The sequence below is a fragment of the Ligilactobacillus acidipiscis DSM 15836 genome, from assembly GCF_001435755.1.
In the GTDB taxonomy this organism is placed as follows: Bacteria; Bacillota; Bacilli; order Lactobacillales; family Lactobacillaceae; genus Ligilactobacillus; species Ligilactobacillus acidipiscis.
Map to the genome: position 1 here is coordinate 1 of NZ_AZFI01000014.1, position 23,600 is coordinate 23,600.

Consider the following 23,600-nt stretch of genomic DNA (forward strand, 5'->3'; position numbering starts at 1 on the left):
CAAGTATTCTTTAACTTTCAACCTTTAGCTTGTAAATCAAAAAATCTCTGATTAAAAGCACAAGTTATTTTCGTATTTATATTTAGTAAATGAATCGGAGGTTTTTTTATGACAGTCTGTAGTTGGGCTTTTGGTGAGAAAGAAAATATGCAGGTTTACCATGCAAAAGAGTGGGGAAAAGAAACTCATGACGAGCGGTTGTTATTCGAAATGCTGAGTTTGGAATTGATGCAGGCAGGATTAAGCTGGCAAACAGTTCTGGACAAACGTCAAGCCTTTAAGGATGATTTTTGTGATTTTGATACAGAAAAAATTGGACAGTTAACATCTGATGAGATAAATCAAATTATTCAGGATCCACGGATCATCCGCAACAAGCGAAAAATCGATGCAATCATTAATAATGCTAAAATCGTTGAACAGTGGCACAAGCAGGGTAATAGTTTGGATGATTTTTTTTGGAGTTATGTTGGTCATCATCCACTTGTTAGCCATTGGCACCACGCCGAAGAAGTACCTGCCAGCTCATTTTTGTCGCAACAAATTTCACGAGACCTTAAAAAAATGGGTTTCCAATTTGTAGGACCGACAATTATTTATTCATTTTTGCAGGCGATCGGAGTCGTTAATGATCATATAGAAACGTGTGAGAATAAGTACCTTTAATGTCATTGAGCAATAATTTTAAGAAACAAAAAACTGTTTGGGTATTTTAAATTCATGTGATAATGAATTTCGACCTAAACAGTTTTTTTGATCAAGATGTAGCTTAATTTTCTTGCTTGGTACGTTGCTCTTTACTTAAAGCGGGTTTGTTTTGAAGATCAGTCCGAACGACTAAAACATCACATTTAGAATTCCTGGTGACATATTCAGTTACTGATCCAACGAGGATCCTCTCAACAGCATTTAGACCAGTTGCGCCGATCATAATTAAGTCGATATTTTTTTCCTGCGGGAGATCTTTAGCGATAATAACTTTCGGTGCACCATACTCGATAGAATAATCAATGTTTTTGATGCCTTGTTTTTTTGCATCCTCAATATATCCTTCGATAGTTTTCTTAGCGGTATCAGTGACTTCTTCTACCATGGCCGTGTCGAAACTGGAAATATTTTGAAAGGCTCGAGTATCGACAACGTGAACTAGATGGATCGAACTTTTTTCACCGTTTCTTTTTGCAACGTTAACAGCTTTTTTAAATGCCAATTCAGCTTCATAAGAACCGTCGACCGGTACTAAGATATTTTGATATGTTTGCAACATGCTGTTCACCCTTTCTTTGCTCTCAACTATATTCTAACTATTTTATAAGAAAAAAGAAAGTGAAAGTGATTGATTAGATAAAAAATTATAGTGTATAACCCCATAAAACAAAGGGCACAATAAAGGTACATATAACGTCGAGAAAAATTATTGTTATCAATAACCAGGCCGGAGTGTAGAAAACTACCAGGACCGTTAAAAGAGCACAGATGAACATAAAGATACTAAAGTAAGTGCAAAATATTTTTAGACCGTGCTCTTTTCGTGGATCAAAAACGAGAAAAGGGCGTGCACGATTACGAAATAAGTAGGTCCCAATGATCAGTAAAATCAAAGCTAATACAATTAACAAAATAGATATTGCAAGATCCATAACATGCTCCTTAAAAATTAGTTTGATAATTTTGTATTTAATTCTGCAACAAAGATCAAGAAAAAGAAAAATGATCTTTATGTATTATTAGCTTGAAATTTAGCGCACAGAAAATTAAGCCATCAGTAGTTCTTATCAGTGCGTTTATCACAGAATTTAACCAAAAAAAACGGCCCAGAATATCCAGACCGCTGCAAAGAAAAACTTTGCATATTCCGTCGACACCGTTAATCATCTCTGTAGTTGAACCCGCGATCAAGCAGGAATGTCATTCTTTGTCTGTTTGTGGGACTCAAGTGAAATGAGTATGCCAGACCGCAGACATTTGAACGACAAATTGTAATGAGAATTGTTCGGTCAACCTTACATTTATGAGATAAGGCGTATGTCACAGAACTCGTAATTATATTAACATAAAGCGCAACCAAGCGCAATTTTCATTTAACAGTACCAAGCCGAAAATTTATTAAAATCACTTTCTTTGTGCCTGACGTAAAAGGTCGTATTGTTTTTTAAATGCTTGTTCGATCCTGCCATTTTCCTTGGCATGGTAATATTGTCTTTCTTTTATTTTAGCAGGAAGGTATGTTTGCTTGACCCAGTCATGAGGAAAATCATGGGGGAACTTGTAGTCCGTTCCATGGCCTAGTTTTTCGGCTCCTTTGTAATGTGCGTCTTTTAATGTATCTGGTACATCACCATAATTTCCTTGTCTAACGTCGGCGATCGCAGCATCAATGGCGCTAATTGCTGAATTAGATTTAGGCGAGATACTTAACTCGATCACAGCATTTGCAAGGGGGATCCGTGCCTCTGGTAAACCGATTTTTTCGGCTGCTGTAACTGCAGAAACAGTTCTGGCAGCAGCGGCGGGATTAGCTAAGCCGACATCTTCATAAGCAATAGTCAAAAGTCTGCGGTTGACAGATATTAAGTCTCCAGCTTCAAGTAATCGTGCCAGATAGTGTAAAGCTGCGTCAGTATCTGAACCGCGAATGGATTTTTGAAAAGCAGAGATCACATCATAATGCGCGTCACCGTCTTTATCTTGAACTAAGGCTTTTTTTTGCAAACATTCTTCAACGATTGCCAGGTCAATATGAACCTTACCATCTTTAGTATCAGGGGCAGTTGATTTTGCTGCCAGCTCTAAAGCGTTCAAGGTACTACGTAAGTCACCGTGTGTAGCTTGCGTAAGATGAGTCATTGCTTCAGAGCTTAGTTCAATATTCATCTTTCCTAAGCCATTTTCGGTGTCTGCTAAAGCACGATCGATGGCTTGTTTGATATCTTCTTCAGTCAAGGGCTTAACTTCGTAGATCTGTGTTCTACTTCGGATTGCAGGGTTGATCGAAATATAAGGATTTTCCGTTGTTGCCCCGATCAAGATGATACTGCCTTTTTCTAAATGGGGCAATAAGAAATCTTGCTTAGGTTTCGTTAACCGATGTATCTCATCGAGCATCAAAACTACCGTACCACTCATCTTCGCTTCTTCGGCAACGATCTCTAAGTCTTTTTTTGAATCAGTCGCAGCATTTAATGTCCTAAAAGCGTATTTTGTCGATCCAGCAATTGCACTGGCTATACTAGTTTTGCCTGTGCCCGGTGGGCCGTATAGGATCATGGAAGATAATAATCTTGCCTTAACCATGCGATCAATGATCTTACCGGGTCCAACAAGATGCTGCTGGCCGACAATATCTTCAATTTTTTGCGGTCTCATTCGATAGGCTAGTGGTTTCAAACCCTTACCTCCTTGTATTAAGATATTAAAAATATCAAGTTGTAATAACAAAACTCCAGTTTAAGTATGTTTTAAACGTCATATTTCTCATTGTGATAATTATTCTATTCAAATTATTGTAGCATACAAGCATTAGCTATCGAGTAGCAAGACCATAAAAAGGTACAAAAAAAGCCCGCACAGCGAGCTTTTTTAATATTAACCAAGTTGGTTGTAGTATTCAACGATCAGAGCTTCATCGATATTTGCATCGAGTTCGTCACGTTCTGGTAAGCGTACAAGTGAACCTTCCAATTTGTTGTCATCAAATGAAACAAAAGCTGGACGGCCAACAATGGCTTCCAAAGCATCCTTGACGATTTGCAAGTTTTTTGAACGTTCGCGTAAAGAAATAACTTGACCAGGTTTTACTTCGTATGAAGGGATGTCAAGACGTTTGCCATCGACAGTAATATGACCATGGTTAACTAGTTGACGTGCCTGACGACGGGTAGTTGCCAAGCCTAAACGGTAAACAACGTTGTCCAAACGACGTTCGAGCAAGATCATAAAGTTATCACCGTGTTTACCTTCACGAATTTTACCAGCTTTCATAAACAAGTTGTAAAATTTACGTTCTGACAAACCATATGTCATACGTAATTTTTGTTTTTCTTGTAATTGAAGGCCATATTCAGAAAGTTTACGACGGTTGTTTTGACCATGTTGACCTGGTGCATATGGACGACGAGCTAATTCTTTACCTGTACCGGAAAGTGATACGCCAAGACGACGTGAAACTTTCCATGATGGACCTGTATAACGCATATTAAAAGTTCCTCCAATAAATTTTTTTGGAGTAAAATAATCCGTGTGAACTTAGTATTCGTGCAGTTTATTCTAGGTTTTCGCTCTTGCAGCCGAAGAGTTACTTGCTAAACCAAAGATTTGGCAATAAACTGTTGACGTTCTTACCGTTCACTGCTGCATTATTTTACACGCAAATTAGCTTACCAGTTTTTAATTCAAAAGTCAATTTAAACTAGTTTAAAAAAGTTAATTGAACTGAAATAAGAGACAGGCAAAGCAAAATGTTGCTAGGGCACAAATTAGTTACAGATGTGTTAATAAAACGGCGACAAAATCAGTTAACACTTGTTGATCTTCTTCATTAAAACGACCAAGTGAAGGTGAGTCGATGTCTAAAACGCCGATTTTCTTATTATTCTTAGTTAGAGGCAAAACTATCTCGGCATTGCTGGCGGAATCACAAGCAATGTGTCCAGGAAATTCGTGAACGTTTGCGATCCTTTGAATCTGTTGCTGTTCGAAAGCTGTCCCACAAACACCCGAACCTGGTTTAATATGCATACAAGCTACCTTTCCCTGAAAGGGTCCAAGATCTAAAATGTCGTTTTTTTCGTCAAATAGATAGGTCCCCACCCAGTTTAAATTGGACATTTCTTGGTAGAGTAACGCTGTTGCATTTGACAAGTTTGCAATAAAGTTATGTTCATCTGTTAACAGTGCATCGAGTTGTTGCACTAATAATGATTTTTCCAAATCAATTTCCTCCATTAAAATCGTATATTAACTACAGTTCTTATGGTATAATCGGAACAGATTTTAAACTAAATTTATTCGGATATCAACTTTTATATAGTTGGGTAAGTTTAGTTTTGTTCAATAGAGATTGTGATTTTGACGAAATATAAAATTTGAATGTGTTATAAAGGGTGGGGTTTCATGGTAGTCTTTTTAATTGCGGTCGTAGTTTTTGCTGTGATCATTTATCTTGCTGTACTGTACTTTCAACGCAGTTACAGTGAGGCAATCAGTGAAGAACAAGATAAAGTTAAAAAAATTGCAGACGATTCATTGGAAGAAAAATTAGCTGAGATCAGCAAGCTGAATCTTTCGGGTGAAAGTTTGACAGAATTTGAGACTTTAGATAAAGGGTATCATTACTTAAAGAATAGGGAACTGCCTGAGCTTTCTGAAGTACTTAACGATTTGAGTGATTCTTTACAACACTATCAATTTTTTAGAGTTTCTCGAGAATTGAAAGGTGCTCAAAAAAAATCAGCAGGCGTGCAGCAACATTTTGTTGAGCTTAAACAAAAATTGAGTTCAATTCAAAAGAGTACTAAAGCCCATGAAGATGCTTTGAAGAAGTTGCAGCAGAAGTATCAGAGCTTAAGGACGGTTTTGTTGAATAAAAACTTTTCGTTTGGGCCGAGTATTGATAAATTAGAAGATAAGTCGGCTGAAATTGAAGACGATTTTAGCAAATACACTAAGTACTCTGAGAGTGGGGATTTTGTAAGTTCTGAGGAGCCTTTGAATAAATTAAGAAACGATATGTCAGCTTTAGAAGATGCGGTACAAGAGATCCCACCTCTTTTTAAAAATTTGAACAATGTTTTTCCTGAACAATTGTCTGAATTAAAAGATGGTTTGAAAAAAATGAAAGATGCTCATCTTGGTTTTAATGAAGACTTGGATTCCAAGTTAGACAAAATAACGAAAGAGTGTCAAGAAAACCAGCAAAATTTAACTGAGTTAGATTTGGTGGCAGGCAAAGAATTAGATGAACAACTCGCGGATGAGATCGACCACATATATGAGCAGATCGAAATAGAATACACAGCTGCCGCAAAATTACCTAAGGATCTTGAAGAAATTGGCAAGTTTCTTGACCATGCCCGTAAACAGCAAAACGAGCTCAATATTGAACTTGATCGTTTAGGCCAGAATTATACATTCAACAACCAAGAAGAAGATCGTTCTGCCAATCTGGATAAAGAGCTAGCTGATATTAAACAGCATTATGAGCAGTTAACTCAGGCCAGACAAAAAGAAGAGGTGGTCGTTTCTTCGTTTGAAGTTAAAAAATTAGATGATGATCATCAAAGGTTAACTGATATTGAACAGGAGCAAAAGCAAATCAACGAAAGTATTTCCGGTTTGTGGAAAGAAGAAAAAGATGCTTTTGATGCGATCGAGGATTTTGACACAGAGATCCATCGTATGAAACGCGAAGTAGAAAAACTGAACTTGCCAGGTCTGCCAGATGATTATTTATCATATTTCTTTAAGGTGACCGCTGAAATTGAAAATCTGGATACTGAGATCAATAAAATGAAAATCGATATGGCAGAAATCACTAAGAACTTGATCAATACCCAGTCAGATATTGATGTTTTGAACAATAAGACTGAAGAAATCAAGGATAGCTCGATGTTAGCCGAACAACTGCTGCAATATTCTAATCGTTATCGGAATCGTTACCCAGAAGTTGAGCAGTCTTATCAGCAGGCATTGACTCAGTTTGAAAAGGAATTTAACTTCGTTGGCGCTTTGGATACTATTTCACAGGCGGTCGACACAGTGGAACCTGGTTCGTTCAAGCGGATCTCAGAACAATTTGAGGCTGATAAAAAGACTGTCTTGGCGCTGTAATTTTATGTAGAGTCGTGAACAAAGCGTTCGTAATCAAATACGGCGCTTTGTTTTATTTTGAAATTCAACTTGTAAACTGTAACTAGAGTGTTTACAATTAGTAAGAAAAATTAACTTAGAGAAGGATGTACAATGATTTATTTTGATAACAGTGCAACAACTAAGGTTGCACCGCAAGTTTTAGAAACGTATAAAACTGTGAGTGATAAAATTTGGGGTAATCCATCTTCTTTACACGCTTTAGGCGAAACGGCGGATAATCTTTTAGAGCAGTCACGTCGGCAGATCGCAGACCTCATAGGTTGTGAGCAACACGAAATATTCTTTACAAGTGGCGGTACAGAAGGCGATAACTGGGTAGTAAAGGGGACTGCATTCGCTAAACAAGAATTTGGCAAGCATATTATTACTTCTTCTATTGAACATCCAGCTGTCCTTAATTCAATGAAACAACTGGAAAAATTAGGTTTCGAGGTTACCTATCTCCCAGTTGATGAACACGGACGTGTGAATGCCAAAGATGTTGCTCAGGCTATACGTCCAGATACGATCCTAGTCTCAATAATGGCAATCAATAATGAGATCGGTTCGATTCAACCCTTAGATCAAATTGCTGAGATTTTGCGCGCTTATCCTAGCGTGCATTTTCACGTAGATGCTGTTCAAGGGATCGGTAAGGGTATTGGTAAAATGTTAAGAAATGATCGCATTGACTTTTTGACTTTTTCTGGGCACAAATTCCATGCACCTCGCGGCATTGGTTTTATGTACAAGAAAGCTGGACGCATGCTTGAACCATTGATGGCTGGCGGCGGTCAAGAAAAAAATCAACGCAGCGGTACGGAAAATTTGCCGGCAATTGCAGGGATGGCTAAGGCCTTACGTTTACTGCTTAACAATGAAGAAACTAACGTGAAAAAAGAAAGACAAATCAAGCAAAAGATTTATGACCACGTAGTCGCTCAGGCTAAAGTTACAGTTTTTTCTGATGTTGATCAAAATTCGTCACCCCATATTTTATGTTTTACGATCGATGGCGTTCGGGGTGAAATAATTGTCCATGCCTTTGAGGAACAAGGTATTTATATTTCTACAACAAGTGCTTGTTCTTCGAAGAAAGGAACTGTTTCGGGAACTTTAAGTGCAATGCATGTTCCAGAAAAAATTGCAACATCTGCAGTAAGAGTTAGTTTAGATGAAAATAATACCTTGCAAGAGGCAGAAGAATTCAATTGTGCTTTTGATCAAATCTATGCTCGTTTTTCCAAGGTATTTACGAAGTAGAAAGGATTACAGATGCAATATACAGAAATTATGGTTCGTTATGGTGAACTATCAACTAAAGGCAAAAACCGACGTTCTTTTATTGACCGTTTAGGGACAAATACAAGAAATGCTTTAGCAAGTTTTAAAAATCTTGAAATTAAAGCGCATCGTGACAGAATGCATATTCGTTTGAACGGGGAAGACTATCATCAAGTCTCTCAACGTGTTCAAAAGATTTTTGGGATCCAAAATTTTTCACCAGCAATCAAAGTAGCACGCGATGTTGAACAGGTTAAACAAACAGCGATCTCTGTTTTCAACGAAGTTTTTTATGATGGAATGACCTTCAAAATAAATACTCGTCGTTCTGATCATAATTTTGAATATGATACCAATCAGCTGAATGATATCCTTGGGGGAACGATTTTAGAAAATTTTCCTGGGATCAAAGTTAAAATGAAGCAACCTGATATTATTTTGCGAGTTGAAGTACGGCTTGATGGCATCTACCTTTCGTACGAACAGATCCCCGGAGCTGGAGGTTTACCAGTAGGTACTGCTGGCAAGGGTTTATTGATGCTTTCTGGTGGGATCGATTCTCCTGTTGCGGGGTACCTGGCTTTAAAACGTGGGGTTGATTTAGAAATGGTTCATTTCTATAGTCCGCCGTATACCAGTGAACAAGCTTTGAACAAAGCTAAAGAACTGACGACTAAGTTGGCTCCATATGCTGGTAAAATCAAGTTTATTCAAGTCCCATTTACAGAAATCCAAGAAACTGTCAAAAGTGACGTTCCAGCAAGTTATTTAATGACTATTCAGCGCCGATTTATGTTACGCCTTTGTGAGAAAATCGCTGAGAATAGAAATGCTTTGGCGATCTTTAATGGTGAGTCTTTGGGGCAGGTTGCTTCACAAACAATGGAGAGCATGGCTGCGATCAATGATGTAACTTCACTACCTGTTTTGCGTCCGGTCGTTTCAATGGATAAAAATGATATTATTAAAGTTGCAGAGAAAATCGATACTTTCGAATTATCGATCAAACCATATGAAGATTGTTGTACGATTTTTGCTCCAAGCGCGCCAAAGACAAAGCCGCGTATCGATCGTGCACGTGAATATGAAAGCAAATTAGATGTAGTCGGTTTGATCGATCGTGCTCTTGCAGGTATCAAAATAACTGAAATCGGCAGTGATGACCATTATTTGAACGCCCAAGAAGATTCCTTTGCTGAATTACTTTAAAAATAACCTGGAGATTTCATTTAGCCTTGACGTATGTTATGAGCAAGGTTAGAATTATTTCATAAAGCTTTGACCAAGAGGGTTAATGGGTACTCACTATTACAGAGAGAAATGGGTGGTGTAACATTTCAGTGAGCTGTTAACTGTAGCTTGCCAGCTGTTGTTTTGAACTAATAGTAAAAACGACCGGATCTCCATCCGTTAACACAGAATTTAAGTGGGGTTTAATAGCCCAATTTAGGTGGTACCACGGCACTGTCGTCCTAATTTAGAGGATGATAGTGCTTTTTTTATACAGAGAGAAGCAAGCTGGGAGAGTCTGAGTACCAATAGACTCAGACGTTATGACAAGTTTCTTTTTTGTCGTGAAGTCGGAATTTGTTGGACGGAAAGTTCTGGCATGAGCAACTCGACTAAAAAGAAAAGTGGAAATGAGACCAGGGCTGGTTAAAAGCCTTTTAATAAAAAAGCTTGGTTTAAAGAGAACAGGTTTTAAAAGTTTAGTTCTTTGTTTAAAAATAAATGAATTAATAGAAAGGATGAAATAAATGGCTAAAGATATTGAAATGTCAACAAAATATGAGCCAACGGCCGTTGAAAGCGGCCGCTATAAGAAATGGTTGGATGAGGATTTATTTAAGCCTAGTGGTGATACTGCCGCTAAACCTTATTCAGTTGTTATCCCACCACCAAATATTACTGGTAAATTACACTTAGGACACGCTTGGGACACAACATTGCAAGATATGATCATTCGTCAAAAACGGATGCAGGGGTTTGATACCCTATGGCTCCCTGGAATGGACCATGCCGGGATCGCAACTCAAGCAAAAGTTGAAGCTCGTTTGGCTGAAAGTGGTGTTTCGCGTTACGATCTTGGGCGTGAAAAATTCGTTGATAAGGTCTGGGAATGGAAAGATGAATACGCAGATATTATCAAACAGCAGTGGGCTAAGCTGGGTTTATCCTTGGATTATAGTCGGGAACGTTTTACTTTTGATGAAGGACTTTCAAAAGCGGTACGCAAAGTTTTTGTTGCTTTATATGAAAAAGGCCTGATCTATCGAGGCGAATATATTATCAACTGGGATCCGAAAGCCCGGACTGCACTATCAGATATTGAGGTAATTCATCAAGATGACAAGGGTGTTTTTTATCATGTTAAATATCCCTTTGTTGACGAAACTACATTTAACGGAAAAAATTATATAGAGATCGCTACTACTCGTCCGGAAACGATGATGGGAGACGTAGCAATTGCTGTTAATCCTAAAGATGAACGCTATAAAGAATTAGTTGGTAAAGAAGTGATCTTACCACTAAATGGCAGACACTTAGAAATTATTGCTGATCAGTATGTTGATCCTGACTTTGGAACAGGAATGGTCAAAATCACTCCTGCCCATGATCCTAATGATTTTGAAGTGGGAAATCGGCATAACCTTGAACGCATCAATACCATGAATGAGGATGCTTCCTTAAATGATAAGGCGGGCAAATATGCAGGTATGGATCGTTTTACAGCTCGTGAGGCAATTGTTGAAGACCTTAAAGAGCAAGATTATCTTTTATCTGAAGAGCCCATTGTGCATAGTGTGGGACATTCAGAACGGACAGGTGTTCAGGTCGAGGCTCGCTTGTCAACGCAGTGGTTTGTTAAGATGAAGCCTTTAGCGAAAGCGGCTTTAAAGAATCAACAAACTGATGACAGAGTGAACTTTGTTCCAGAACGTTTTGAACACACGTTTACGCAATGGATGGAAAATGTTCACGATTGGGTCATTTCCAGACAGCTTTGGTGGGGTCATCAGATCCCAGCCTGGTATCATAAGCAGACTGGCGAGATTTATGTTGGTGAAAAAGCACCAAGTGATCTGGAAAATTGGGAACAAGACTCTGATGTTTTGGATACCTGGTTCTCCAGCGCTTTATGGCCATTTTCTACTATGGGTTGGCCCGATGAAAATGCTCCTGATTTTCAACGTTATTTCCCAACCGATACTTTAGTAACGGGTTACGACATTATTTTCTTCTGGGTTTCACGGATGATTTTTCAAAGTAAAGAATTTACAGGACGTCGTCCATTTAAAAATGTCTTGATCCACGGCTTGATCCGTGATGAAGAAGGCCGTAAGATGAGTAAGTCTTTAGGCAATGGTATCGATCCGATGGATGTTATTAAAAAATACGGTGCAGATGCTTTACGCTGGTTCTTAGCCACTGGTTCAACGCCAGGACAAGATATTCGTTTTTCATATAAGAAGATGGATTCGGCCTGGAACTTTATCAATAAGATTTGGAATGCCAGCCGTTTTGCTATTATGAACTTTGATGAGGATACAACAGCTCAATTACCTGATAAAAGTGAATGGCAACTTGCAGATAAGTGGATCTTAAGCAGATTAAACACTACTATTCATGAAGTTACACGTTTGTTTGACCAATTTGAATTTGGTGAAGCAGGGCGTGCTTTATATAACTTTATTTGGAATGATCTTTGTGACTGGTATATTGAAATGGCCAAGGAAGATTTTTATGGCAAGGGTCAGTCCCTTAAGCATAATACACAAAATATCTTGTGTTATGTTTTAGATCAAACATTGCGTTTGCTGCACCCGATCATGCCTTTTGTGACGGAAGAGATCTGGTTAGCAATGCCGCACGATGGTACATCATTAGTTGTAGCTGCTTATCCTGAAGAAAATGAAGATTTTTATGATGAAGCTGCTGAAAAAGGAATGGAGAATTTGATCGAGCTGATCAAAGCTGTTCGTAATATTCGAGCTGATGCCAATGCTCCACTGTCATCATCAGTCGATATTTTGATTAAAACAGCGACATTAGAAACGAAAAAGATTTTTGAAAATAATCAGGATTATATCGAACGTTTCTGTCATCCAGAATCGTTACAGATCGGTGCTGATGTAAACGCACCTACTTTGGCAATGACAGCGGTGATCAGCGGAGCGGAAGTTTATATCCCACTTGCTGGTTTAGTTGATTTGAGTCAAGAAGTACAAAGATTGCAAAAAGAAATCGACAAGTTAGAAAACGAAGTTGCACGTGGTGAAAAGAAATTAAGTAATCAGGGATTTGTTAATAATGCGCCAGAACAATTAGTTGCTGAGGAAAAAGAAAAGCTTAGCGGTTACCGAGAAAAACTGACTGCAACCACAGTCCGACTCGCTGAAGTCAAAAAAGAATTGTAAGCAATCCAAAGAACAAGGAAAACCAGCAAAGATTTCCTTGTTTTTTTTCGATGAAATTTTGTAATGATTTGCGTATAATATATGGGGTAATGGCAGGAAATGCCAGAATAGATTTAGAAAATGATATTTCTAAGGAGTCAGGCGGATAGTAATATGGGTAAAGTAAGTAATTATGAAGAGGCGTTAGACTTCATACATGGGAGGCATAAGTTCGTTAAATATCCGACTTTAAAACGGATGCGGCGTTTTGCTGAACTATTGGGCAACCCTCAAGAAAAGTTATCAATGATCCACGTTACAGGAACAAATGGTAAAGGGTCTGTGACGGCTTATTTGCGTGACCTATTGCTTGGAGAAGGTTATGATGTCGGTACTTTTACCTCTCCTTTTATTGAAAAATTTAATGAACGAATTTCAATGAATGGGAAGATGGTCAGTGATGAAACGATTTTGTCCTTAGTGCAAGAGGTTAGGCCGGTTGTGGATCAATTAGATATTGAGTTTAAAGAGGCAGGCGGCGGTCCGACTGAATTTGAGGTCATTACAGCCATGATGTTCTTGTATTTTAGCAAACACCAGCCTGATTTTTTGATCGTTGAAGTCGGAATTGGCGGGACCTACGATGCAACAAACATCATTCAACCGTTGATCTCAGTGATTACTTCGGTAGGTATGGATCATATGCAGATCTTAGGTAATACTTTGGCTGCGATCGCAGAAAATAAAGCGGGGATCATCAAAAAAAATGTGCCTGTTATCTGTGGTAAGCTGTTGCCAGAAGTGCAAGATATCATTAAGCAAAAAAGTGAGTCTATGAATGCAGACTTGTATTTGTTTGAGCGAGATTTTTTCGCCACAGCAAAACAATTGCCGAATTTTTGGGGTGAGACCTTTGATTATCGTTTCAAAGATCATCTTTTAAAAAATGCTCAAATACAAATGGTCGGTGATTATCAAATCGAAAATGCTTCAGTGGCATTAACAGCCTTTTTGGTCCTGTTGGAGCAGCGTTCTCCTTTCGTACCAATGAACCAGTTAAACAGATACTTAAGAAGAACTATCTGGCCTGGCAGGTTTGAAAAGTTGGTTGATGAACCTCTCATAGTTTTAGATGGTGCGCACAATTTACCCGCGATGCAGGGGATCAGCCGAACTCTTAAGACTAAGTTTAATAGTCGCAAAATATATGTTTTACTAGCTGTTTTGAAAGATAAACAGTTTAATGAAATGATTGCTGAATTAGAGAAGCTGCCCAATGTCACCGTTGTTTTGACAACCTTTGATGCGCCGCGAGCAACTTTCAAACGTGAGGAATTAGACGCTAAGTGGGCTAATATCTCAATGTATGAGAAGTGGAATGCTGCCTTGCTCACACTGATCAACAACATGGAGGCTGATGATATGTTGCTGATTACGGGCTCTTTGTATTTTGTGTCAGAAGTGAGAAAGTATTTTAAGTAAAAGTTAGGAGTATAGAGTTGAAACCAGAATTAGTTATTTTTGATATGGATGGCGTTGTATTTGATTCTGAGAAAGTATATTACACAGCAAATAAGATGGCTGCTGATGAGTTGGGAATGGAGTACTCAATGGAGTATTACCGCAGGTTCATTGGAGCTGGAAATGAACAGATGGTCACGGCGATGACGGCTGACTTTGGAGATTCAAAATTGATTAAAAAGTTTATGGAACGTAGTTTTAATTTGATCGATCCACTAGTTTCAGCTGGTAAGATGGAACTGAAAAAGGGCTTTCTCGAATTGACTAGTTTTTTGCAGAAGACACAAACGCCATATGTTTTGGCTTCAAGCAATGATCGTCACCAAATCGATTTTTACTTGCAGACATTAAAAATGGATCTGGGTTTTGATTTAATCATTTCTGCAGATGACGTTAAACAAGCTAAACCATCACCTGAAATTTTTAATCAAGCATGGGAGCAAGCTGGACATCCGGCTAAGGAAAAAACTTTGGTGATCGAGGATTCACATAATGGGATCGTAGCTGCTAATCGAGCTGGCATCCCCGTAGCAATGGTGCCTGATTTGATACAGCCAACTGAATATGATTCGAAAAATACTTTTGGTGTTTTTAAGGATCTGCAGGAATTAAATAATATTTTAAAATAAAAAAGTTAAATTTGACCTTTTCTGCGTATATATTACTTGGAGGGGTAAAGATGACACTTATAAATTCTTTTGATATAAATTTTTTAGCCGACCAGATCGAGCATTATGGAACACAAGAACTGACTGATCGTGAATTATTGTTTTGCGTTTGTTGCAGTGCTTTTTCTAAAAGAGACGCAACAACTATTACAGGAAAGTTTTTTTCCCAATATGAAGACTTAGAACAGATGCAGTATCTGACAGACCAAGAGATTCGCGACTTATTACCGGAGAATCAGAAAAACTGGTTTTTTGAAGTCTTGAGCGAGTTTGCGCAAAGATTTGAAAAAAGACCGTCCTTAGCTTTAGGGACAGTTTACTCCAGTAAAAAAATTGGTGAATATATGTCACAGATGTATGGTTGTGCTAAGCAAGAACATTTAGTTGGCATTTATCTGGATACTAAAAACCAAGTTCTTTTGCAAAAGAGTATTTTTAAAGGTACCTTGAATTCAGCTACTGTTCATCCACGAGAGATTTTTAAAGAAGCGGTTAAGTGTAGTGCGGCTCGCTTTATGGTCGTGCACAATCATCCTAGCGGAAATGTAACACCTTCTAAAAATGATCTTGCGTTAACGGACAGATTACTTGAGTGTGGCGAAATGCTAGGGATCACTTTGTTGGACCATATTATCGTAGGCGATAACTCATATTTGAGTATGCGTGAAGAAGAGCTCATTGCATAAAATTGTTCTTAAATTAAAAAAGATTCGTGCCCTGAAAGAAGAAATGACTATCAGTGTGCGAGTCTTTTTTTATAAGTAAAGGAAATTTGGATGATTTGATAAAAATTTTTGAGGCAAAAATGAACTGTATCCGCTAGTGTATTGTGGAAGGCTTTAAAATGTGGTAAACTTGCACAAGTACAAGTGTTGAAAGAAATATAAAATGTTAACAGGAAAAGTACGTTCTTTTAATAAAGATAAGGGCTTTGGTTTTATTACTCCAGATGATGGTGGCGATGATTTTTTCGTACATTTTTCTGCAATTTTGACCGCCGGTTATAAAGTTTTGGAAGCCGGACAAAAAGTCAGCTTTGTTTCGGTTGAGGGAATCAGAGGACCACAAGCTTGTGATGTGACGATTTTAACTGAGTGATTCTGTGCTCATTAATTTGAGAAATTCTTAATAAAGATGCGCTAAGTAAATAGAATGCTTATGTTATAATTCGGTATTAACTAAAAATAAAAGTATTAGACATTGTGAAGGGATGAAAAAAAGTGTTCGGAATGGGAACGAAGAATATCGGGATCGATCTCGGTACAGCAAATACAATAGTTTATGCTGAGGGGAAAGGTATCGTTTTACGTGAACCTTCAGTAGTTGCTAAGAATACTAAATCTGGTGAGATCGTTTCTGTTGGATCAGAGGCTCGTAACATGATCGGCCGTACTCCGGCAAGTATTGTTGCGATCCGTCCAATGAAAGACGGTGTCATCGCGGATTATGATACAACTGCTGCTATGATGAAATACTATATTGACAAGGGTTTGGGCAAGCATAGCAGCAAACCATATGTTATGGTTTGCGTACCAAGCGGTGTAACGGAAGTCGAAAAACGTGCTGTGATCGATGCAACAAGAGTTGCTGGTGCTAAAGATGCTTATGTAATTGAAGAACCATTTGCTGCTGCCATTGGTGCTGGTTTGCCAGTCATGGATCCAACAGGAAGTATGGTTGTTGATATTGGTGGTGGGACAACAGATGTTGCAACTATTTCATTAGGCGGTATAGTTTCTAGTCGTTCGATCCGGATGGCTGGTGATCGATTAGATGAATCTATCGTATCTTTCGTGCGGAAGAATTATAATTTATTGATCGGTGAACGTACAGCTGAACAATTAAAGATCGATCTTGCTTCTGCTTCTGTTGAAGCTGCTAAGCAGTTAGATGCACAATCGATTCGAGGTCGTGATTTAGTAACTGGTTTGCCGAAGACGATCGAAATCAAGGCTGAAGCAGTCGCTAATGCTATTCAAGAAGTTGTTCAAGAAATCATTACAGCTATTAAAGAAACCCTTGAGGAAACTTCTCCTGAAATTGCTGCTGATGTTATCGATCATGGGATCGTGCTAACTGGCGGCGGTGCTTTATTGCGTCATCTTCCAGAAGTGATTTCTGATGCCACCAAAGTTCCTGTTTTCGTAGCTTCTGAACCTTTAGATTGTGTTGCGATCGGAACAGGCGAGTCGCTTAAAAGTATTGATGTTATGAAAAAGAATTAGTTCTTAGAGAAAAATTAGTTGGGGGTTGGAGTCGTTTTTCTCCAACCTCTTAATTTTTTATGTAGTTTATGCTGAATAATATGACTGACACGTATTACTGGTAAAATAAACAAGGCAGTGATCAATTACAGTAATATTTTATAAGTTAGTCGTAATACGAGGAGGTTTCAAGTTTGCAAAAATTCTCATTCAATAAGAGATTGGTAGTTACAATGATCATCTTGATCATTGGCTTTTTATTGATAGCTTTTTCAATTAGTGTGCGAAATAACCGAAAAGCTCCAATTTTTGTTCAGCAGATCGGTAATGAAGCTGGTGGAATAGTTGACCGTGTCGTTGGTGTTCCAATAAACGGATTGGGTCATGCATCAGATTCAGTCAAAGGTTTATACAATACTTATACTGAAAATAAGAAATTGAAAAAAGAGGTAGATACAATAGCTACCCAAAAAGTTGAAAACCAAACTTTAAAAAATGAAAATAAGCATTTAAAGCAACAATTAAAACTTAATGAGACGTTAAGCTCTTATAGTAAGATCAATGCTGTTGTGTTGAGTCGGACTCCTTCTTCGTGGCAAGATCAAGTTGTGATAAATAAAGGAGCAGTTGCAGGTGTGAAGAAAAACGACCCAGTTGTTTCTAGAAAAGGTCTCGTCGGCCGAGTCACAGAAGTTAATCAAACAAATAGTAAGATTGAGTTACTGTCAACTAGCAATGATTCTGCTAACCGATTTGCAGTTCGCTTAAAGGGTAAAGATGGAACAGTGATCAATGGGTTGATCACTGGTTATAGCACGTCAAAAAATCAGCTGATCATGGGACAGATCACTTCTAAAGAAAAAATTTCCAAGGGGGCGCAGATCACAACTTCAGGCATGGGAGGAATCACTCCTCAGGGCTTATTAGTGGGTAAAGTCGTCCGTGCGGCTAATGACGATGAGGGACTTCCAGCCAAAGTTTATATTAAACCTGCTGCCGATTTTAATGATTTAGATGTTGTAACGGTTGCAAGGAGAGTTGATTAGGAGTTTTGTGACATGAGAATTTCGAAAATGAGATATTTTTTCCCGATAGGAACTTTTTTATTTCTTTTTTTAGATGGTTCGCTTAGCCATCTTTTTGCCCCTTCTTTTTTTACTAGTAGTACTTCAGTTGAGAGTCGACTTATTTTGTTATGGTTGGTTCTGGGCATTTGCTATGGCAAGGTCGATCACTTGTTAGCATGGTCAGCTGTAGCTGGACTTTTTTTCGATCTTTTCTATACGGGTGTTTTAGGTATTTTTACGCTGTTACTACCCTTTATGGTTTATTTGACTAGAAATATTGTAACGTTTTTTAATCGCTCATTTATTGTGGTATTATTAATATATTTAATAGATATCACTATTTTGACAACTCTTTTTTATTGGGTGAATGCATTGATCGGTTTTACATCGGCATCTGCTGTGACGTTTATAGCTCGCACTTTAGGTCCGACTTTAGCGTATAATTTGGCAGGCTATGTAATCTTGTACTGGCCATTGAAAATATTTTTTGAAAAATTTAGTTAAGGATGTGTGGAAGAATGCAAGCTGTCGTTTTAAAAGGGTATAACAACGGCTATGAATTGATTTTAGAGCCGACTGCCAGCTTTACTGAAATAAAAGTAGAATTGAGTAATTTGATGGAGAAATTACACAATGACGAAACTGCAGATCGTACTAAAAAGTATTCTTTCAACATTAATACAGGGATGATACTTTACACAGCCGAGCAAAAACAAGCTTTGGAAAATATTTTTGCTAACTACCCGCGTTTTTCGATTCATAAGATCCAAAGTTCGGTGATCGAAAAACAAGAGGCACAAGAAATAGTTGACAGTACAACGGTGCACGTTAATGGTGATATTATTCGCAATGGGCAGGATAAACTCGTTCAAGGAGATTTGCTTTTTTTAGGCACATTGCATGAAGGCGGTATTCTAAGAGCAACAGGCAGTATTTTTGTTTTAGGAACTGCGAACGGTGTTCTTTGTGCGGGTCATGAGAATAATACAAGCGCTGTTCTTGCTGGAAATTTGAAAAATGCTCAGCAATTACGAATTGCTGATTTGGTAGATATTGTTAACGAAGATAAAAAAATTTCAGAGACAGATCAAATGAGTGCACTTTTCGTGAATGATCTGCATGCTTTGGCACTAACTCGGATCGAACAGTTAAAAACAACTAGGCCAAAGTTATTCATAAAGGCAGGGGGATTTTAGAATGGGAAAAGCAGTTGTTATTACATCTGGTAAGGGCGGTGTTGGTAAAACAACAACGTCGGCAAATCTGGGAACTGCGCTGGCTTTAATGGACAAAAAAGTGTGTTTGGTTGACTTAGACATTGGTTTGCGTAATCTAGACGTAGTCTTGGGCTTAGATAATAGAATAATTTATGATATTGTCGATGTTGCTGAAGGACGTGCCAAACTTCCACAAGCTTTGATCAAAGATAAGAGATTTAATGACAAATTATTTTTATTACCGGCTGCGCAAAATGCTGAAAAAACCTCGTTGACACCCGACCAAGCCATCGAGATCGTTGAAGAGTTAAAGAGTGAATTTGATTATGTATTTTTGGATTGTCCGGCAGGGATCGAACAAGGGTTTATGAACGCCGTTGCTGGAGCTGACGAAGCAATCGTTGTTTCGACGCCTGAGATCTCAGCAGTACGAGATGCTGATCGTGTTGTTGGCTTACTGGAACAACAAGATTTAGATAAACCGCCAATGCTTGTTATTAACCGGATCCGCAAAAACATGATGAATGAAGGAAATATGATGGATGTCGATGAAATTACCAGACATCTTTCCATCGAACTTTTAGGGATCGTTTTTGACGAGGATGAAGTTATTGCCACCTCTAACAAGGGAGAACCGATCGTTTTATATGAAAAAAATCCAGCTGCACAAGGATATCGAGATATTGCGCGACGTATGGAAGGTGAGACAGTACCTTTAATGTCGTTGAAAGAACCTAAAAAAAGCGGCTTTTTTCAAAAAATTGGTGCATGGTTCAAAAAGGATAAATAGCAATGGTTTAAAGTTGGGGTCATCATCAGAACGGTGGCCTTTTTTATTTTCAGAATTTTTAGTCAAAGCAAATGACTAGCGGGTTTATGAATGATACTTATATACATTATTCGTCATCTTTGCTATAATTTTTTTGTATCTATTTCGGACATGGTGGTGAGTTTTCGTGAATTTGATTTTTAATATTGTATTTTTGGTGTTTTTTGTAAATACTCTTTTTGCCATCGTGACGGTTTTTAAAGAAAAAAGAGATATTGCTGCAACTTGGGCATGGTTGTTAGTTTTAAATTTACTTCCAGGTATCGGATTTTTGATTTATTTGTTTGCAGGAAAAAAGATTTCTAAAGAGCGGATCTTTGATATTAAAGTTCAGGAAAAATTAGGGATCGATCAGCTTGTGTCTTTGCAAAAAGAACAGTGGAGCGAAAAGGAACTGTTACCTTATGATGTGTTGACTAATGAAGCACAACAAACTGCCCGTCTTTTTTTAGATGCTGATCAGGCAATATTTACCAACCATAATGAGGTCAAGGTGTTTACTGATGGAAAAGACAAGTTTTCCAAGTTGTTGGATGATATCCAGCACGCTAAAGATCACATACATATTGAATATTATACGTTCTATAGTGACAAGATCGGTCACCAGATCCTGCAAGCTTTACAGGAAGCACAAAAAAGAGGTGTAACTGTACGGGTCATATATGATAGTATGGGTTCTCGCGGTCAGACTCGTCATTTTTTTAAACCATTGGAAGAATTAGGCGGTCAAGCCGAGCCATTCTTTGGGTCAAAAAAATCATATTTTCACAGCCCTCGTTTAAATTATCGTGATCATAGAAAAATCGTTGTGATAGATGGCGTGATCGGGTACATCGGCGGTTTTAATATTGGTGATCAGTATTTGGGACGCCTAGAAAAATTTGGTTACTGGCGAGACACTCATTTACGAGTCGTTGGTAACGCAGCAGTTGCTTTACAGTCACAATTTTTTATGGACTGGAATGCCACCGTTAAAAATTCTCCAGAATCTGCGCCAATTGAATATGCTGACAGATATTTTCCATTGCAGAGAGGCCAGGGGACGACTGGTATTCAAATCGTTTCTTCAGGACCGGATAACGAAACTGAGGCTATTAAGCTGGGATACTTGAAAATGATCAGTAATGCCCACGATTATATTTACATTCAAACTCCGTACTTGATCCCAGATGATTCTGTTATGGAGACTTTAGGAGTTGCGGCACTTTCAGGAGTCAAAGTGAAAATAATGATCCCTTCTAAACCTGACCATGCCTTTGTTTATCGTGCTACCGAATATTATGCTCAAGAGCTATTAGAAAAAAATGTTGAGATATATAAATATGATAATGGTTTTATGCATGCTAAAACAATGGTCGTGGATGGGCAAATGTGTTCAGTCGGTTCAGCAAACCTTGACTTTAGAAGTTTTAAGTTGAATTTTGAAGTAAATGCGTTTTGTTATGATCGTAAGCTAACTATTGAGTTGACAGATATTTTTGCGCAGGATCTGAACAATTGCACTAAATTAACTCCAGAATATTTTTCTAAACAGTCACGTTGGATGAAATTTAAGCAATATTTTTCACGGCTTCTGTCACCTATTTTATAAAAATAAAGTACGTGTTTTTTAGTTGACTAAAGTTTTTCACTAAAAAAGCACGTATTTTATCTTTTTATGTACAAAAAATATTAGAAATGGAAATAACTATGTCGAAAAAGAAAAAAATACTAATAAGCTTTCTCACGTTAATTTTAGTAGTAGTAGGTGGTATTTTAGGTTATGCTGCTAATTATTTAGTTACTTATGCTTTTGATAATCCCCATCGTACTGAAAAGCAGCTTAAATCTAAAGGACAGGAAAGAATAGACCAAGAGTGGTTAAGCAAGCAAAAAGATGGGTCACAGTGGGCTATGAGAGCGCAGGATACTAAGCAAAAACTTGTGGCCTTCTATTATCCGGCTAAAAAAGCGACAAAAAAAACCATTGTAGTTGCTCATGGTTATCAAGGAAGTCATTATACAATGGCTTCTTATATTAGAATGTTTCACGAGAAAGGCTACAATGTTTTGGCTCCTGATGATAGGGGGAGTGGTCAAAGTCAGGGGCGATATGTCACATTTGGTTATCCTGATAGTCGTGATTATCTAATCTGGGTTCAACGGGTGATTGCAAAAAACGGCCGTGATTCCCAAATTGGATTGTTTGGTGTTAGTATGGGAGGAGCTACAGTCATGATGATGAGCGGCTTAAAATTACCGCACCAAGTTAAAGCTATAGTTGAAGATTGCGGCTATGATACAGTTGCAAATGAATTGACCTATCAATTAAAACAACAATTCAATATGCCTAAGGAGCCTTTGATCACTTTAAGCCTTTTGATAGCTCGATTCAGAGTGGGTCATAATTTTACTGAAGCTAGCTCTGTCAATGCTCTACATAAGAATAGATTGCCAGTGCTTTTTATTCATGGGCAAAAAGATACTTTTGTCCCGACCAAGATGGTTTATAATAACTTCAAGGCCACAGAAGGTGAAAAATATCTCTGGATCACTCTTAATACTAAGCACGCAGATTCCTTGAAAAATTATCCTCACAAATATCGGCAAAAAGTTGGGCAGTTTTACGACAAATTTTGGCAATAAAAAAGCAAGGCACATAAACTGCCTTGTTTTTACAAAACTATGTCTTATTATTAACCGAGAAGTGGACCTAGAGACCCTAGGATCACTGAGCCGACCATGAAAATCAGCATGACCCAGACTACAACCATAGTCACTTTTTGAAAAGTTGAACGTTCTTTCTTTTTACGCAATGAAACCACCCTTAAGTTTTTAATTATATCTTACATTTTTAATAAAGTTCCTGTCAAACCCTATAACTAGACATTATAGTTAAGATATTAAAATTTGCAATGTAAATTTTACTGATTTGTCTAAAAATATAATTAAAAGATAAATTTAAAAATCATGCATCATACTAGCATAGTAGTACCATCTTAATTACGACCTGTGAAAATTGTGGAATAATATGGAAATAAGGTCTTACTAAAGGAATAAAATTGTGTCCAGAGTGAAGATAATAAATCTTAAAATGTTTTAAAAGGTTTCTGATTCGACGTTTTATGGAGGAAATTATGATATTAAAAAATTGGTTTTTCTGGTTGGCTGCTTTTATAATTTGGAATATTTTGATCGTGACGATAAAAAAGATATTAGGGCAAGACTGGCCGGCTAGTCTAAAAATTTTGGACCTTGATCTACCACTTTTACTTGGGGGCGTCCATGTTATGTCTCAGGACTTGATGGGACTGTCGATTTTGCCATTTTTGATTTTTGCTATGGCACTCTTTGGGTTTGCCATGACATTGACGTATGCTTTTTTAGAAGGCGACATTATTTATCGTGCTTTTTTTGTAAGGTATATTAGGACTGCTGATATTGTAGCAACTTTAGCGTTTATTGTCTTTCTTATACTGGAAATTTGTCAATATATTGTTTAGGTAAATCATAATGCAATATGTTTATTGTGTGAAAACGGCTGCCATTTAAATAGGCTCTTTGTCAAATCCTGTTGATGAATAG

22 protein-coding genes and 1 other annotated feature are annotated in these 23,600 nt (G+C 37.8%); of the genes, 17 read left to right on the plus strand and 5 right to left on the minus strand.

Annotation, left to right across the window (positions count from 1 at the left end):
* Positions 1 to 108: 108 nt before the first annotated feature.
* Entirely contained in the window at positions 109 to 666 is a 558-nt protein-coding gene (locus FC65_RS02255; RefSeq protein WP_010494753.1) for a DNA-3-methyladenine glycosylase I, read from the plus strand.
* Between the two features lie 103 nt (positions 667 to 769).
* Here FC65_RS02255 and FC65_RS02260 read toward each other — a convergent pair whose 3' ends face one another.
* The 4 genes from FC65_RS02260 to FC65_RS02280 form a co-directional block, all read right to left on the minus strand.
* Positions 770 to 1,267, minus strand: coding sequence for a universal stress protein (locus tag FC65_RS02260; RefSeq protein WP_056971381.1), 498 nt, complete (start codon positions 1,265 to 1,267; stop codon positions 770 to 772).
* A gap of 845 nt (positions 1,268 to 2,112) precedes the next feature.
* Complete coding sequence (locus tag FC65_RS02270) at positions 2,113 to 3,387, minus strand: replication-associated recombination protein A (RefSeq protein WP_056971383.1); 1,275 nt, start codon at positions 3,385 to 3,387, stop codon at positions 2,113 to 2,115.
* A gap of 198 nt (positions 3,388 to 3,585) precedes the next feature.
* Positions 3,586 to 4,194, minus strand: a complete 609-nt coding sequence (rpsD, locus tag FC65_RS02275; protein ID WP_056971384.1) for a 30S ribosomal protein S4 — start codon at positions 4,192 to 4,194, stop codon at positions 3,586 to 3,588.
* A 285-nt stretch (positions 4,195 to 4,479) separates the two neighbouring features.
* A complete protein-coding gene (locus tag FC65_RS02280) occupies positions 4,480 to 4,929 on the minus strand; it encodes a GAF domain-containing protein (RefSeq protein WP_154022026.1) in 450 nt (149 codons plus the stop codon).
* A gap of 183 nt (positions 4,930 to 5,112) precedes the next feature.
* Between FC65_RS02280 and FC65_RS02285 the strand changes: the two genes are divergently transcribed.
* The 15 genes from FC65_RS02285 (at position 5,113) to FC65_RS02355 (ending at position 22,661) form a co-directional block, all read left to right on the plus strand.
* A complete protein-coding gene (locus FC65_RS02285) occupies positions 5,113 to 6,828 on the plus strand; it encodes a septation ring formation regulator EzrA (RefSeq protein WP_056971386.1) in 1,716 nt (571 codons plus the stop codon).
* A 132-nt stretch (positions 6,829 to 6,960) separates the two neighbouring features.
* Positions 6,961 to 8,112, plus strand: coding sequence for a cysteine desulfurase family protein (locus tag FC65_RS02290; protein ID WP_056971387.1), 1,152 nt, complete (start codon positions 6,961 to 6,963; stop codon positions 8,110 to 8,112).
* Between the two features lie 12 nt (positions 8,113 to 8,124).
* Entirely contained in the window at positions 8,125 to 9,342 is a 1,218-nt protein-coding gene (thiI, locus tag FC65_RS02295) for a tRNA uracil 4-sulfurtransferase ThiI (protein ID WP_056971388.1), read from the plus strand.
* Positions 9,343 to 9,402: 60 nt separating this feature from the next.
* Positions 9,403 to 9,611 (plus strand) — a binding site (T-box leader).
* Between the two features lie 279 nt (positions 9,612 to 9,890).
* The gene (locus FC65_RS02300) at positions 9,891 to 12,551 is read left to right on the plus strand and encodes a valine--tRNA ligase (RefSeq protein WP_056971389.1); all 2,661 of its coding nucleotides are present in this window, start codon (positions 9,891 to 9,893) and stop codon (positions 12,549 to 12,551) included.
* A gap of 153 nt (positions 12,552 to 12,704) precedes the next feature.
* On the plus strand, positions 12,705 to 14,012 hold the full coding sequence (locus FC65_RS02305; protein ID WP_056971390.1) for a bifunctional folylpolyglutamate synthase/dihydrofolate synthase: 1,308 nt from the start codon (positions 12,705 to 12,707) through the stop codon (positions 14,010 to 14,012).
* 17 nt (positions 14,013 to 14,029) lie between these two features.
* The gene (locus FC65_RS02310; protein WP_156408558.1) at positions 14,030 to 14,680 is read left to right on the plus strand and encodes an HAD family hydrolase; all 651 of its coding nucleotides are present in this window, start codon (positions 14,030 to 14,032) and stop codon (positions 14,678 to 14,680) included.
* A 50-nt stretch (positions 14,681 to 14,730) separates the two neighbouring features.
* Positions 14,731 to 15,405, plus strand: coding sequence for a RadC family protein (gene radC, locus FC65_RS02315; RefSeq protein WP_029604921.1), 675 nt, complete (start codon positions 14,731 to 14,733; stop codon positions 15,403 to 15,405).
* A gap of 202 nt (positions 15,406 to 15,607) precedes the next feature.
* On the plus strand, positions 15,608 to 15,817 hold the full coding sequence (locus FC65_RS02320; protein WP_056971391.1) for a cold-shock protein: 210 nt from the start codon (positions 15,608 to 15,610) through the stop codon (positions 15,815 to 15,817).
* 122 nt (positions 15,818 to 15,939) lie between these two features.
* Positions 15,940 to 16,944: a rod shape-determining protein gene (locus FC65_RS02325; RefSeq protein ID WP_010494724.1), complete on the plus strand. Its 1,005-nt coding sequence runs from the start codon at positions 15,940 to 15,942 to the stop codon at positions 16,942 to 16,944.
* A gap of 173 nt (positions 16,945 to 17,117) precedes the next feature.
* A complete protein-coding gene (gene mreC, locus FC65_RS02330) occupies positions 17,118 to 17,969 on the plus strand; it encodes a rod shape-determining protein MreC (RefSeq protein ID WP_056971392.1) in 852 nt (283 codons plus the stop codon).
* Positions 17,970 to 17,981: 12 nt separating this feature from the next.
* Entirely contained in the window at positions 17,982 to 18,494 is a 513-nt protein-coding gene (gene mreD / locus FC65_RS02335; protein ID WP_056971393.1) for a rod shape-determining protein MreD, read from the plus strand.
* 14 nt (positions 18,495 to 18,508) lie between these two features.
* Entirely contained in the window at positions 18,509 to 19,186 is a 678-nt protein-coding gene (locus FC65_RS02340; RefSeq protein WP_056971394.1) for a septum site-determining protein MinC, read from the plus strand.
* A gap of 1 nt (position 19,187) precedes the next feature.
* Entirely contained in the window at positions 19,188 to 19,997 is an 810-nt protein-coding gene (gene minD / locus FC65_RS02345; RefSeq protein WP_056971395.1) for a septum site-determining protein MinD, read from the plus strand.
* A gap of 166 nt (positions 19,998 to 20,163) precedes the next feature.
* A complete protein-coding gene (cls, locus tag FC65_RS02350; protein WP_056971396.1) occupies positions 20,164 to 21,627 on the plus strand; it encodes a cardiolipin synthase in 1,464 nt (487 codons plus the stop codon).
* A 98-nt stretch (positions 21,628 to 21,725) separates the two neighbouring features.
* Positions 21,726 to 22,661: an alpha/beta hydrolase gene (locus FC65_RS02355; RefSeq protein ID WP_056971397.1), complete on the plus strand. Its 936-nt coding sequence runs from the start codon at positions 21,726 to 21,728 to the stop codon at positions 22,659 to 22,661.
* 50 nt (positions 22,662 to 22,711) lie between these two features.
* Here the strand turns inward: FC65_RS02355 and FC65_RS11450 are convergent, their stop codons facing one another.
* Positions 22,712 to 22,831, minus strand: a complete 120-nt coding sequence (locus tag FC65_RS11450; RefSeq protein WP_079579234.1) for a DUF4044 domain-containing protein — start codon at positions 22,829 to 22,831, stop codon at positions 22,712 to 22,714.
* Between the two features lie 321 nt (positions 22,832 to 23,152).
* On the opposite strand from FC65_RS11450, the gene FC65_RS02360 reads away from it, so the two are divergent.
* Positions 23,153 to 23,518, plus strand: coding sequence for a DUF3397 family protein (locus tag FC65_RS02360; protein WP_056971398.1), 366 nt, complete (start codon positions 23,153 to 23,155; stop codon positions 23,516 to 23,518).
* Positions 23,519 to 23,600 lie beyond the last annotated feature (82 nt).